14 protein-coding genes are annotated in these 12,718 nt (G+C 64.2%); 12 read left to right on the forward strand and 2 right to left on the reverse strand.

The annotated features are described in order from the left end of the window. Position 1: 1 nt before the first annotated feature. Positions 2 to 619, reverse strand: coding sequence for a TetR/AcrR family transcriptional regulator (locus DIE16_RS09375; protein WP_124485450.1), 618 nt, complete (start codon positions 617 to 619; stop codon positions 2 to 4). A 98-nt stretch (positions 620 to 717) separates the two neighbouring features. On the opposite strand from DIE16_RS09375, the gene DIE16_RS09380 reads away from it, so the two are divergent. The 7 genes from DIE16_RS09380 (at position 718) to DIE16_RS09410 (ending at position 8,908) form a co-directional block, all read left to right on the forward strand. Further along, on the forward strand, positions 718 to 2,184 hold the full coding sequence (locus DIE16_RS09380; RefSeq protein WP_124892165.1) for an efflux transporter outer membrane subunit: 1,467 nt from the start codon (positions 718 to 720) through the stop codon (positions 2,182 to 2,184). A gap of 236 nt (positions 2,185 to 2,420) precedes the next feature. Beyond that, positions 2,421 to 3,353, forward strand: coding sequence for an AraC family transcriptional regulator (locus DIE16_RS09385; RefSeq protein WP_124892166.1), 933 nt, complete (start codon positions 2,421 to 2,423; stop codon positions 3,351 to 3,353). A gap of 373 nt (positions 3,354 to 3,726) precedes the next feature. After that, positions 3,727 to 5,196, forward strand: coding sequence for a catalase (locus tag DIE16_RS09390; protein ID WP_124892167.1), 1,470 nt, complete (start codon positions 3,727 to 3,729; stop codon positions 5,194 to 5,196). A 66-nt stretch (positions 5,197 to 5,262) separates the two neighbouring features. After that, positions 5,263 to 5,904 (forward strand): HD domain-containing protein, encoded by a 642-nt coding sequence (locus tag DIE16_RS09395; RefSeq protein WP_124892168.1) that lies wholly within the window; start codon positions 5,263 to 5,265, stop codon positions 5,902 to 5,904. 159 nt (positions 5,905 to 6,063) lie between these two features. After that, positions 6,064 to 6,810 (forward strand): glucose 1-dehydrogenase, encoded by a 747-nt coding sequence (locus tag DIE16_RS09400; RefSeq protein WP_124485714.1) that lies wholly within the window; start codon positions 6,064 to 6,066, stop codon positions 6,808 to 6,810. 318 nt (positions 6,811 to 7,128) lie between these two features. After that, complete coding sequence (locus tag DIE16_RS09405; RefSeq protein WP_124892169.1) at positions 7,129 to 7,665, forward strand: DUF3331 domain-containing protein; 537 nt, start codon at positions 7,129 to 7,131, stop codon at positions 7,663 to 7,665. A gap of 535 nt (positions 7,666 to 8,200) precedes the next feature. Beyond that, positions 8,201 to 8,908 carry an SDR family NAD(P)-dependent oxidoreductase gene (locus tag DIE16_RS09410; RefSeq protein WP_124892170.1) on the forward strand — a complete coding sequence of 236 codons (708 nt, stop codon included), beginning with the start codon at positions 8,201 to 8,203 and terminating at the stop codon, positions 8,906 to 8,908. 139 nt (positions 8,909 to 9,047) lie between these two features. Here DIE16_RS09410 and DIE16_RS09415 read toward each other — a convergent pair whose 3' ends face one another. Then, positions 9,048 to 9,980 (reverse strand): LysR family transcriptional regulator, encoded by a 933-nt coding sequence (locus DIE16_RS09415; RefSeq protein ID WP_124521726.1) that lies wholly within the window; start codon positions 9,978 to 9,980, stop codon positions 9,048 to 9,050. Positions 9,981 to 10,319: 339 nt separating this feature from the next. Here DIE16_RS09415 and DIE16_RS09420 point away from each other — a divergent pair, with 339 nt between their 5' ends. The 5 genes from DIE16_RS09420 to DIE16_RS09440 all read left to right on the forward strand — a co-directional run bounded on the left by DIE16_RS09420 (position 10,320) and on the right by DIE16_RS09440 (position 12,687). After that, on the forward strand, positions 10,320 to 10,784 hold the full coding sequence (locus DIE16_RS09420) for a RidA family protein (protein ID WP_124485458.1): 465 nt from the start codon (positions 10,320 to 10,322) through the stop codon (positions 10,782 to 10,784). A gap of 271 nt (positions 10,785 to 11,055) precedes the next feature. Beyond that, positions 11,056 to 11,475 (forward strand): organic hydroperoxide resistance protein, encoded by a 420-nt coding sequence (locus DIE16_RS09425; protein ID WP_124485459.1) that lies wholly within the window; start codon positions 11,056 to 11,058, stop codon positions 11,473 to 11,475. A gap of 66 nt (positions 11,476 to 11,541) precedes the next feature. Further along, positions 11,542 to 11,868, forward strand: coding sequence for a DUF4148 domain-containing protein (locus tag DIE16_RS09430; protein ID WP_124892224.1), 327 nt, complete (start codon positions 11,542 to 11,544; stop codon positions 11,866 to 11,868). A 90-nt stretch (positions 11,869 to 11,958) separates the two neighbouring features. Next, positions 11,959 to 12,285 (forward strand): DUF4148 domain-containing protein, encoded by a 327-nt coding sequence (locus DIE16_RS09435; protein WP_124521797.1) that lies wholly within the window; start codon positions 11,959 to 11,961, stop codon positions 12,283 to 12,285. Positions 12,286 to 12,357: 72 nt separating this feature from the next. Then, positions 12,358 to 12,687 carry a DUF4148 domain-containing protein gene (locus tag DIE16_RS09440; RefSeq protein ID WP_124892171.1) on the forward strand — a complete coding sequence of 110 codons (330 nt, stop codon included), beginning with the start codon at positions 12,358 to 12,360 and terminating at the stop codon, positions 12,685 to 12,687. Positions 12,688 to 12,718 lie beyond the last annotated feature (31 nt).

Genomic DNA, 12,718 nt, shown 5'->3' on the forward strand with positions numbered 1-12,718 from the left:
TTCATGGAGCAAGACTTCTGAGTACCAGGCTCGCGAGTTGGGCCGTCGCCTCTTCCGCGCCATCGAGGTTGTACTGCAGCAGCAAGGGATTGAAGTAAGGCTTCATCACCAGAAAGATCGCATTCACCGCCTCGTCCGGCGGCGTCTTGCGTTCGAATTCGCCGGTTTCTCGTCCGAGCCGCAGGATATCGGCGATGAGTTGCCGGATCTGGTCCTCATAACTCTGGACAGATGGCCAGAGCGATTCGGCCGACACGGCGGCAATATCGTAGAGCTTGCGATCCTGGAAGAAAAGCTGGCCTCCGGTTGAAAGTAAGGTCTTGAACATGCAGCGAAATTTTTCCGTCGCACTGTGCGCGCCGTCGATGTTTTCCCTGACTGCGGCGATCATCGCGGCGAGGCGATTGGCGCAGATGACCTGACCGATCGCCTGTTTGGAGTCGAAAAACTTGTAAATATAGGCTTTTGAAAACCCGATTTCCTTCGCGAGATCGGAGACCGTGGTTTTTTCGTAGCCGTAACGGCTGAAGTATTCCGTCGCGGCGTCGACGATCTGGGCGCGAACTTCGTGGTCCGAGGGGCCACGGGACGAAGAGGTGGAGGGAGTCGGTTTGTTCATGCCTCAAGCTTAGTCCGACGCTCGTCAGTTGACAACGTGTGACCATATTGTATATTGGTCACTATATTTCCCCTCCCGTTGTCGCTCCCGAGATGATCATGCCCTTGCGCCGTCCACTTGTTCTCCTGACTAGCGTCGCCGCCCTTTCGGCGTGCGCCGTGGGTCCCGACTACCGCCGCCCGGATGCGCCGCTGGCGCAGCACTACATGACCCAGCCGCCCGCCCGCGCGGCAAAGGCGCCGGTTGCCGATCTGTCCGCATGGTGGGAAAGCTTCAACGACCCGCTGCTCACGCATTACGTTTCGCTGGCGCTGGCCCAGAACCTGGACCTGGCCCAGGCCGTCGCGCAAATCACTCAGGCGCGCGCGCGCCTCGGCACGGCCAACGCGGCGCTCCTGCCGTCGGCCTCGGTTTCCGCGTCGGCGGCACGAGCCTATCAGTCTGTCGATACGCCGTTGGGGCGATTGCTCAATGCCACGCCGGGGTACGAGCGCTGGGGCACCGAGTACGAAACCAACCTGGAGGCCGGTTGGGAGATCGACATTTTTGGCGGTCTGCGCCGTCAGCGTGAAGCCGCGCTCGCCGATTACTCGGCAACGCGGGCGGCGGCAGTCGCCACCCGGCTTGCCGTCGCAGCGCAGACCGCCGATATCTACGTCACGATCCGGGGGCTCCAGGCCCGTCTGGATATCGCGACCCGGCAGGTGCAGACGCAGCAGGCGCTTCTCGCAGACGTGAAACTCCTGTATTCGAAGGGCGCGGCGGCCGACTATCAGGTTCAGCAGGCGCAAGGTGCGCTCGACCAGGTGCAGGCCAGCGTGCCCGTCCTCCTCGCGGCGCTTGATGCGGCGTCGAACGCCCTCGACGTGATGCTCGGTACACCTCCTGGCACGCACCGGGCAGAGCTGGGCTCGCCTTCCCCGATCCCCGTCGCGCCGGCGCTCGCGGAAATGGGCACGCCAGCCGATCTGCTGCAAAGACGTCCCGATCTGATCGCCGCCGAACGTCACCTCGCCGCCGCCAATGCGCGCATCGGCGCTGCGATCGGCGAGTACTACCCGACGGTCTCGCTGAACGCCTTCCTCGGCAGCGCGACCTCGGCCGCCGCCGGTACGTTGTTCTCGGGCGGCGCCAACCAGGCGGCCGGCCTCGTCGGGCTGCGCTGGCGACTGTTCGATTTCGCCCGCATCAGTGCCGATGTCGACGCGGCGAAAGGCGCCGACGCGCAAGCGCTCGCGGCCTATCGGCAGGCCGTGCTCCGCGCCTCCGAGGACGTCGAAAACTCGCTCTCGTCATTGGTGAATCGAGAGGCGCAGGCTGCCACGCTGTCGCATGCCGAGTCGTCGTTTTCCCGCGCCAAGGATTCCTCGATGACCGCGTACCGCAGCGGTGCAGCGAGTTTCATCGACGTATTGCACGCCAACGAGACGCTGCTCCAGGCCGCCGACGCGCGTGCACAGGCACAGACGGAATCCGCTCGTGCAGCGATCTCGACGTTCAAGGCGCTCGGCGGCGGCTGGGACCCGGCATCGCACGATGCGCAGACGTCGTTGAGCTCACGCTGACGCCACCGCCCTGCACTGGCGCGCGCAATGGAGCCTCCGCACGTTCCTGGTTCGCGCAATAGCGCACCGCACCATTGACGTGCGCGTCGCGCCCGCAATCGGAGAGCGTCTCGCGCGTCACGACACCAGTCGCGCGCCAGTCATCGAATTGCGCTAAATTGGGCCTGTTTTCATTTGAACCCGCCGTCGGGTAAAGGCACACGACGCCTGTACGGGCGCACTCCAAGGCGCGATGAATGAACGATAGGAATCACGTCGATTTCGGGCAACCCGTTGCAGACGACGCCCTCGCCAAACGGTTTCTACTGCGAGATGCGCCCACCGTGCGGGCCGGCATTTTCTCCCACGGGCAGCCTATCTCGTTCACACGGTTGACGAACCCCCGGCCTCAACCGGGGCGCTCGCTCACGCCGCAACCGGAGGAAGCCTTTGTCTTTCAGATGCCGCTGATACTGAGCCCCGATCCCGGCCTCCGTTATTCAGGCGGTAACCTCGATGCTTCCGCGTCGTGCAGTCCCGGCAGCTGCTTTCTGCTCGACCTGCGCTCGAGCCCCACGCGCCGTCTCGACATGCCGTTCGATACCATGCGGCTCTATCTGGCCCAGAGCGCGATCGAGGAATTCACCGATCAAAAGCGGCGCCGGCGCATAGGCGGACTCGTGCAGCCGCATCTCGGCGCCAGCGACCCGGTGCTGTTCAGTCTTTCGCATACGCTGCAGGCGGTCCTGCAGCAGCCCGACCTGACGAGTGCGCTGTTCATCGATTACCTCGCGCTGGCGTTTTGCGAACACGTCGTCACACGATATGGCCGAGCCGATCCGGCGCTCCGGCCGCGCCGCTCCGGACTCGCTCCGTGGCAGATGCGGCGCATCGAAGATTATTTCGCGTCCCACCTGCACGACAATCCTTCGATTGCCGATCTCGCGCGCGAGTGCAATCTCTCCACCAGCTATTTCGGTGAAGCCTTCAAGCAGACGACCGGCAGCACACCCCATCAGTGGCTGCTCAAGCGCCGCATCGAGCGCGCGAAATCGCTGTTGCGGGAAACAGATGCGAGCCTGGCCAGCGTCGCATCGGACTGCGGATTTTTCGACCAGAGTCATTTTTCGCGCGTGTTCTCGCGCCTCGAAGGGTGCGGGCCGAAAGACTGGGCGCAGCGGAACCGATAGCGCCGGACAGGTGCGAACGTCGTTATCGGCGCTTGCGCGCTCGCTCGATATGCGTCGACGCGCGACGCACCACCGCCTCTGATCCGAGTCCAACCACTGCCCCGGTGTTCGACGGCCGTCCGCGATTCGTCCATCGAATCGTTGTTTTATACAAGATCGTTCTGGCACCCGACAGGTACGCTTCTCTCACATCGACTCGTCGATGCCCGCGCGGCTCGTCACGGATCGAGCGGGTGGCCGTCGCGGTATGGCCGTTTCTTTTCACCGCACCCGCCGGGATAGCACGCTGATTTGCCCGTAAAGTTTCGCGCGGCCGCCAGCCTGGAACGGTATGGCGCTGCGCCGGTCCGCCCAACCCTCCTGGAGTCGAGGCATGAAAAACGGCGATACGTCTACGCGTCTTGATCACGCAACGGGCGCGCCCGTTGCCGACAATCTGAACATCGAAACGGCCGGCCCGCGCGGCCCCGCGCTGCTGCAGGATATCTGGCTGATCGAGAAACTCGCGCACTTCGACCGCGAGGTGATTCCCGAACGACGCATGCACGCCAAAGGATCGGGCGCGCACGGCGTATTCACGGTAACGCACGACATCACGCGCTACACCAAGGCCAAACTCTTTTCGGAAATCGGCAAGGCAACGCCCGTATTCATGCGCTTTTCGACGGTCGCCGGCGAGCGCGGCGCCGCCGATGCCGAGCGCGATATCCGCGGCTTCGCGGTGAAGTTCTATACGGAAGAAGGAAACTGGGACATCGTGGGCAATAACACGCCCGTGTTCTTCTTCCGTGATCCGCTGCGTTTTCCCGATCTCAACCACGCGATCAAGCGCGACCCGCGCACGGGACTGCGCAGCGCAAACAGCAACTGGGATTTCTGGACGCTTTTGCCGGAGGCGCTTCACCAGGTCACGATCGTCATGAGCGACAGGGGCATTCCGCGCAGCTATCGCCACATGCATGGTTTCGGCAGCCATACGTTCAGCCTGGTCGATGCCGACAATCGGCGGACGTGGGTGAAGTTTCACTTCCGTACGCAGCAAGGCGTCGCGAATCTGACGGACGGCGAAGCCGAACAGCTCGTGGGCAAGGACCGCGAAACGCATGGCCGCGATCTTTACGAGAGCATCGAGCGCGGCGACTTCCCGCGCTGGACACTCTTCATTCAGGTGATGAACGACGACGAGGCCAGATCTCTGCCGTTCAATCCATTCGACCTGACCAAGGTCTGGCCGAAAAGCGATTTCCCGTTGATCGAGGTCGGCGTACTCGAATTGAACCGCAACCCGGGCAATTATTTCGCCGAGGTCGAGCAGGCGGCCTTCTCACCCGCGAACGTCGTGCCCGGCATCGGCTTTTCGCCGGACAAGATGCTGCAGGCACGTCTGTTCTCTTACGGCGACACGCAACGGTATCGGCTGGGCGTGAACTTCAATCACATTCCCGTCAATGCGCCGAAGTGCCCCTTCCACAGCTACCACCGCGACGGCGCCATGCGCACCGACGACAACCTCGGCGGCACGCCTTCTTACTATCCGAACAGTTCCGGCGAGTGGGAAGTGCGGCCCGATCTTCACGAGCCGCCGCTGAGAATCGAAGGCGACGCCGCGCATTGGGACCACCGCGTGGACGTCGATCACTTCGCGCAGCCGGGAAACCTGTTTCGCCTGATGAGTCAGGCGCAGCAACAATTGCTGTTCGACAACACCGCACGCCAGATGGCCTCCGTTCAGGCGCATATCCAGGAACGCCACATCCTCAATTGCACGAAGGCCGACCCCGAGTACGGCGCGGGTGTTCGCGAGGCCCTGGCAAGAATCGGGGCGACGACTGCAGCCAAGTAGCCAGCCATTCGCGTGCGGCGTCCGCCACGACGCCGGCGTCCGCTCACATTTCGATGGAGGACCGTCATGTCAGAGTTCATTCAGGATGTCGCGGTGCCCGACAGTCAGCTTGCGCAGGAAATTACCGAGTTCGTGCGCGACACGTCCACCCCGCTGCTCTTTCATCATTCGAGCCGCGTATATTTGTTCGGTGCGCTGGAGGGTGTGCGCCGCGGCCTGAAATTCGATCCGGAACTGTTGTACGCCGGTGCCATGTTTCATGACGTCGGCCTCACCGGAGCGTACAGCAGCGCCACCGAACGCTTCGAAGTCGACGGGGCCAATGCGGCCCGCGACTTTCTCTCGGGCCGGGGCATCGACGCGGCCGACATCGATCTCGTCTGGACGGCGATTGCGCTGCACACCACGCCCGGCATTCCGCGCCATATGCACCCGGTCGTCGCGCTGGTGACCGCCGGGGTCGAGATGGATGTGCTCGGACTGTCGTACCACGCGTTCACGCACGAGGAGCGCGAAGCCGTGACGCATGCGCATCCCCGCCCGCCGCACTTCAAGGAAGAGATCATTCAGGCGTTCTACGACGGCATCAGGCACAAGCCGGAAACCACGTTCGGCAACGTGAAAGCCGACGTGATCGCCGACAAGGAGCCTCATTTCCATCGGGGGAATTTCTGTTCCGTCATCCGCAATTCGGCATGGCCGGGTTGAAGGTGCCGTGTCCCGCGCATCGATGCCCGGCCAGTCGCGCCGCGCCACCCGATCGCGATCGTACGCAGGTCCGCATAGGCAGAAAACACCGGCGATCGCATTGGGCGAGACGGCATGCCGGTGTCCATCAACGGAATCATTCACACTGAGGTGAACATCATGGGCAAGCTTGCACGGAAAGTGGCCGTCGTAACCGGTGCGTCGAAGGGTATCGGTGCCGCCATCGCCAAGGCGCTCGCGGCAGAGGGCGCGTCGATCGTAGTGAACTACGCAAGCAGCAAGACGGGCGCGGATGACGTCGTGTCCGCCATCACCACGGCCGGAGGAAAAGCGGTTGCCGTCGGAGGTGACGTGTCGAAGGCTGCCGATGCAAAAGGCATCGTCGATGCGGCGATCGAAACGTATGGCCGCCTCGACATCCTCGTCAACAACTCGGGCGTCTACGAGTTCGCCCCGATCGAGGCGTTCACGGAAGCGCAATACCGCAGGCAGTTCGACATCAACGTGCTCGGCGTGCTGCTCACCACACAGGCCGCCGTCCAGCACCTGGGCGAAGGCGCCAGCATCATCAATGTCAGTTCGGTCGTCTCGACGCTCACACCGGCGACGACTGCCGTCTACAGCGGCACGAAAGGCGCGGTGGATTCCATCACCGGCGCGCTCGCCCGTGAACTCGGGCCGCGAGGCATTCGCGTGAATACGATCAATCCCGGCGTGATCGTGACCGAAGGCGCGCAAAGCGCCGGGGTGATCGGATCGGAGTTCGAGAGTTCCGCGGTCAGCCAGACGCCGCTCGGGCGCGTGGGCAGACCGGACGACGTTGCGTCGATTGCGGTTTTCCTCGCGTCCGACGACGCAAAGTGGCTGACGGGCGAGCATATCGTCGCCAGTGGCGGCATGCGATGACGCAGGTTCGCGAAACCGCGCACGCACGGTCGGCCTCAAAATCGACGAAACAAGCGTGACGGTCGTTCTGGATTTCTCACGCGTCAGTGCGTCGTCACGTCCAGTTGAAGCGTGACGACCGAAGTTACCGACACGAAACGTCGACGCCCGTACTTTGCAAGTGTGACCTGCATTCGCGGGTCACCTCCCTCTCCCGCTTTTCACGCGTTTTTCGTTCGTTGAACGGTGCGTGGCCGCGGATCGGCGTCAGCACGATCGCACACGCCGGGTTCACGCCGACGTCGCCTTTGACGCTTATCCAATGGCGATCATGAAGCTATGGAAAACACTCCAGGTACCGACGATGTCACGAACGGCATCAGCGACCGGCATCGCTGGGACAGGATTCTCGACGTCCTGCGATCGCCTCCGGCCGCACCGCCCTTTCCGGGAGTGGATGAGCGTGCGTGCATGAGCCACTCAAACCTGGAGGCCGTCCGCATCGTGATTCTCGAGCGCCCGTCAACCGACACCGTTCTCATCTCGTGGAGCAGCTCGACGGCGTGTCGATATGGCGAACAGACCTGGCGGAGAGTTGTTGCCCGAGAGGACGGGGTTTGCATTCTGACGGGCGACTCGATTGCCCGGGGGGATTCGGTCTTTCGTCCAAAGCGCACGCGGAATGCGATGTGCAGCAACTCGATGGCGATGATCAAGGCGTCGTCCATCGATCTGACGCGGTATCGGGCCGGTCAGACATCGGCCAGGTTGGTCGAGGAGCTCGAGCCCTCGACGCCAGACCGGCTCGGAGATCGGCACGCAGATGCTTTCCCCGATCTCGAACCGCACTTTGCCCCACTGTTCTCCGAGGCTTGAGTCGGAGGCCGACGTAGGCGAGAAAACGGAGACGTACGGACCGTTGCCGTGATTGCAGTTCGATTCGATGCGCCAGCAGATGAGCAAGCCCGGGCCGCGGACGGAACAGGAAGCGTATGCAGGTCAGGTCAGACACGTTTTCGTACTCGCCGGTTTCGATTCATATCGATGCTATTGTGATAAGAAAAGTTATCCGGACAGATCCGATAAGCCATCGAAGTACCCGACGTGTCCGAGCACACCATCGCGCGGCATTGACAGCACTTCCTCGCACGAATCCCGGATTTCACGGCGATTCGACGCGCGGTGTCGCCCGCGATTGCTGCTTCGTTCGCAGCCGCGTCGATTCCCCTTCCGCTGCAACGATCGCCGTCGCGGCCGCCCCGTTCTTTCCCGCATTTGTTCCCGCGACGCAAGACTGTTGGTCCACGGTGGGTGTTCGAACTCCGGCGCGACGCGCCTAAAGTCTGGTCCATCGGATTCATCGATCCGGTCGGCACCGAAGCCGAAAACCAGTCACCTGTCGAGGCATATCATGAGCACATCCAAAGTCATCATCGTCACCGGCGCATCGCAAGGCATCGGCGCGGAGACGGTCAACGCATTCCGCGCCCAGGGCCATCGGGTCGTCGCGACGTCCCGTTCGATCGGCGCGTCGGACGATCCCGATCTGGTCACTGTCGCGGGCGACATCGGCGACCCGGCCGTCGCGCGGCGGGTGGTCGATACCGCACTCGAGCGCTTCGGCCGGGTCGACACGCTCGTCAACAACGCCGGCGTGTTCATCGCGAAGCCGTTCACGCAATACACCGCCGACGACTATGCGGCCATCACCCGCGTGAACCTGGACGGGTTCTTCCACATCACGCAGCGCGCGATCGCGGCGATGCAACGCAACGGCGGCGGACACGTGGTCAGCATCACGACGAGCCTCGTCGACCACGCGAACAGCAACGTGCCGTCGGTGCTCGCATCGCTGACGAAAGGCGGACTCAACGCGGCGACGAAGTCGCTCGCAATCGAGTACGCGAAGGCCGGCATCCGCGTGAACGCCGTGTCCCCCGGCATCATCAAGTCGCCGATGCATGCGCCCGACACGCACGCGACGCTCGCCTCGCTGCATCCGGTCGGCCGGATGGGCGAGATGAGCGACATCGTCGGCGCGATCCTGTATCTCGATTCGGCGCCGTTCGTTACCGGCGAGATCCTGCACGTGGATGGCGGCCAGAGCGCCGGGCATTGAGCGGCGACGATGGGAGACTGCGCTGACGCGAATGGCGCGAATGGCGAACGGTGAGCGGAGCGCGGCGGTCCTGCAACGGCGCAGCCGCGCCATTCGCGCCCCGCTCTGCCCCGTTGCCGGCATTCCACCCCGGACGAGCCTAGCGCGCCCGCTTGCCGGGCGCCTGTTGCAGATGTTCGACGAGAAAGTCGACGAACACGCGCACGCGCGAAGACAGATAGCGCGCGTGGGGATACAGCAGCATGAACGGCCGCGACCGGCCGCCCTGGCCGGACAGCACCTCCGTGAGCGTGCCCTCGCGCAGATCCCGGTCGACGATGAAGCGATAGGTCTGGAACAGGCCCGCGCCGCTGCGCGCGAGCGTGACGCCGGCGAGGACGTCGCCCGACGTGCCGTAGCCGCCGGTCGTCGCGACGTCGATTTCCGCAGAGCCGTCGTTGAACAACCACGGAATCGGCCGGCCGCTGCTCGGGAGCTCGAACTGGATGCATTCGTGCGTGTGCAGATCGTCGACGGCGCGCGGCACGCCGGCGCGTTTCAGGTAGCCGGGCGTCGCGACGACAACGAGTTCCGCGTCCTCCAGCTTGCGCGCGACCAGGCTCGAATCCGCCGGCGCGCGGCCGCGGATCGCAAGATCGAAACCCTCCTCGGCGAAGTCGATGTTGCGGTTGCTCAGATGCGTTTCGACGCGCACGTCCGGATATCGCTCGCGAAACGCGGGTAACAGCGGCAACACGCGATAGTGTCCGTACGGCGTCGGCATGCTGATGCGCAGCACGCCGGCCGGCGTGGCCTGCTGGCCCGTCGCTTCGCGCTCGGCGTCGACGAGCTGCGAGAGCGCATCACGGCATTGCTCGAAATAGCGCCGGCCGGAATCGGTCAGGCGGATCTGCCGTGTCGTCCGCACGAACAGGCGTACGCCGAGACGCTCCTCCAGGCGCGCGACCGAGCGGCTGACCGCGGCCGGCGTGACGCTCGCAGCCGTCGCCGCGAGCGTGAAGCTGCCGAGTTCCGCGGCCAGGCAGAACAGCTCGATGCTGCCGAGCAGCAGGTCGTCGAATTTTCTCTGCATGGGGCGCTCCTGCTGCTTCGTGCGTGGCGTGGCCGGCAACGCGAACGTAGGCATCACGGAATCGCGCTCGCGGCGAGCCGGCGCGCGCCGTTTCGTCGCGTGACGCTGAAGCAGCGAGTGTGCATGAATCCCGGCCGGGAAACCAGCGTACCGACGACAGTCGCGGGCAACCGTTCGCGCCACATTGCGCCGCGCGCGATTCGTTACATCGCGTGTCGATTCAATTGCGCGAACGATATTTACCGGCTTCGATCGCCTCAATAGAGTGACTGACAGAGACCCGTGCGAGTGAATCTTCCTGGCCTGGGCGCCACTCAATCTTCCCCGAAGGAGCAAGCGATGACGATCGAACAGAAGCTGGCCGAACTCGGCCTCACGTTACCCGAACCGCCGCAACCGCTCGGCAGCTACACGGCCGTCAGCGAAGCCGGCAATCTATTGTTCATCTCCGGACAACTGCCGCTCGTCGACGGCAAGGTTGCCTATACAGGCCGCGTCGGCGAACGGCTGAACGTCGACGACGGGCGGCATGCGGCGCAACTCGCGGCGCTGAACGTGCTCGCGCAGATCCGCAAGCACCTCGGCGGGTTCGAGCGCCTGCATCACATCGTGCGTGTCGAGGGGCACGTTGCGTCGGCGGACGGCTTTTTCGGCCAGCCGGCCGTGATCGACGGCGCATCCGATCTGTTCGCCGCCGTGCTCGGCGACAAGGCCGGGCATGCGCGCTCGGCGTTTTCCCAGCGCCAGTTGCCGGCCGACGCAGCCGTGATTCTGGTCGTGATCGCCGAAATCCGGCCGGCGTAGCCGCGTTGCGGTTGCGCGGGCAGCCGCCGTTCCGACGGCGGCCGCCCTGTCCGCGCCCGGAATGTCGCGCGACGCGATCTTTTCGATATAAGGGATGGAACACCGCACATCCTTGCCTGGCAAGGCCGTACACGATCCAGATACATTGAAATACAAAATATCGTATGCGATTTAATCGAATCCGCTTGACGAGGTTCGGCGTCTCGACCAAACTGCATCGCATGCGATCGAATCGCATTAGATAGAACCTTCCAACCTGACGGAGTGAACGATGAGCAAGATCGAAAAAGTGCTGTACACGGGCAAGACGCATACGACTTCCGGCGGCCGCGACGGCGCGGCGCGCAGTTCCGACGGTCGCCTCGACATCCAGCTGTCGTCGCCGGGCACCGCCGGAACCGGCACGAATCCGGAACAACTGTTCGCGGCCGGCTGGTCGGCCTGCTTCATCGGCGCGATGCAGCTCGCGGCACGTGCGGCGAAGGTGACGCTGCCGGCCGATCTCGCGGTCGATGCGGAAGTGGACCTGGGCATGGGCGGCAACGCGTACTTCCTGCAGGCCCGCCTGAACGTGAGCGCGCCGGGGCTCGACCGTGACGTCGTGCAGCACATCGTCGACACCGCGCATCAGACCTGCCCGTACTCGAAAGCGACGCGCGGCAACATCGACGTCGAAATCCGCATCGTCTGAACGTTGAATCGGGCGGCCAGGCGCCGCCCTCCCGAATCTCCTGCCATTTTCTTGTCGAGGTAAATGATGAAGACCCAACTGATCGCCGCCCTGCTCGTCGCCGTGTCCGCTGCCGTTGCCGCGCCGGCCTTCGCCAGTGACGCCGTCGTGACGCGTGCGCAAGTGCGCGCCGAACTCGTGCAGCTCGAACGGACCGGCTACCCGCTGAATCGCGCCAGCGACGCGACCTACCCGGACAACCTGCAGGCCGCGCTGACGCAGATCCACGCGGACGACGCGGTGGCCAACGCACCGTCGAACGCGGGCTACGGCGGCGACGCCGTCGCGGCGACGCAGTCGGGCCGACGCGCGGTCGTGCAGATGGCCGAGCGTTCGATCTATTTCGGTCGTTGAGCGCGATCCGCGATTCCGGACGAATCGCGCCGACATGCCGCACACGCCTGAACGCCCCGTTTCTTTCCATTGAATCTGTCGAGGTAAATGATGAAAACCCAAGTGATCGCCGCCCTTCTCGTTGCCGTATCCGCCGCCGTTGCCGCCCCCGCCTTTGCCAATGAAGCCGTCGTGACGCGTGCGCAAGTGCGTGCCGAGCTCGCCCAGCTGCAGCAAGCCGGCTATGTGCCGGGCCGCGCGAACGATCCGCACTATCCGGACGACCTGCAGGCCGCGCTGACGCGTATCCATGCGAACGACACGGCCGCAGCCGATACGGCGACGTCCGGTTACGGCAGCGACGCGGCAGCCGGCACGCAGTCGGGCAGCCGTCCTGCCATGCGGGTCGCCGAGCGCTCGATCTACTTCGGCCATTGAATGAAATCGCGATCGGCGCCGATTGCCGGCGTGCGACGCCCACACTCCGATCACTCTTTTCTGTCGAGGTAAATGATGAAGACCCAACTGATTGCTGCCCTGCTCGTCGCCGTGTCCGCTGCCGTTGCCGCACCGGCATTCGCGACCGAAAGCACCGTCACGCGCGCGCAGGTGCGGGCGGAACTGGCCGCGCTCCAGAAGGCCGGCTACCTGCCGAATCGCCCGAACGATCCGAACTATCCGGAGAATCTGCAGGCCGCGCTGAAGCGGGTGCGCGACAACGCTGCGACAGCGGCCGATACCGACGCATCCGGTTACGGCAGCGACGCCGACGGCGCGACGCAAGCCGGCAGCCGGAACGTCGTTCGCACGGCCGAGCGCTCGATCTACTTCGGTCATTGAGCACCGCGCCGAAATCGACGACGTCATCCAT

The organism is Burkholderia sp. Bp9090 (genome assembly GCF_003857985.1).
Lineage (GTDB): Bacteria > Pseudomonadota > Gammaproteobacteria > Burkholderiales > Burkholderiaceae > Burkholderia.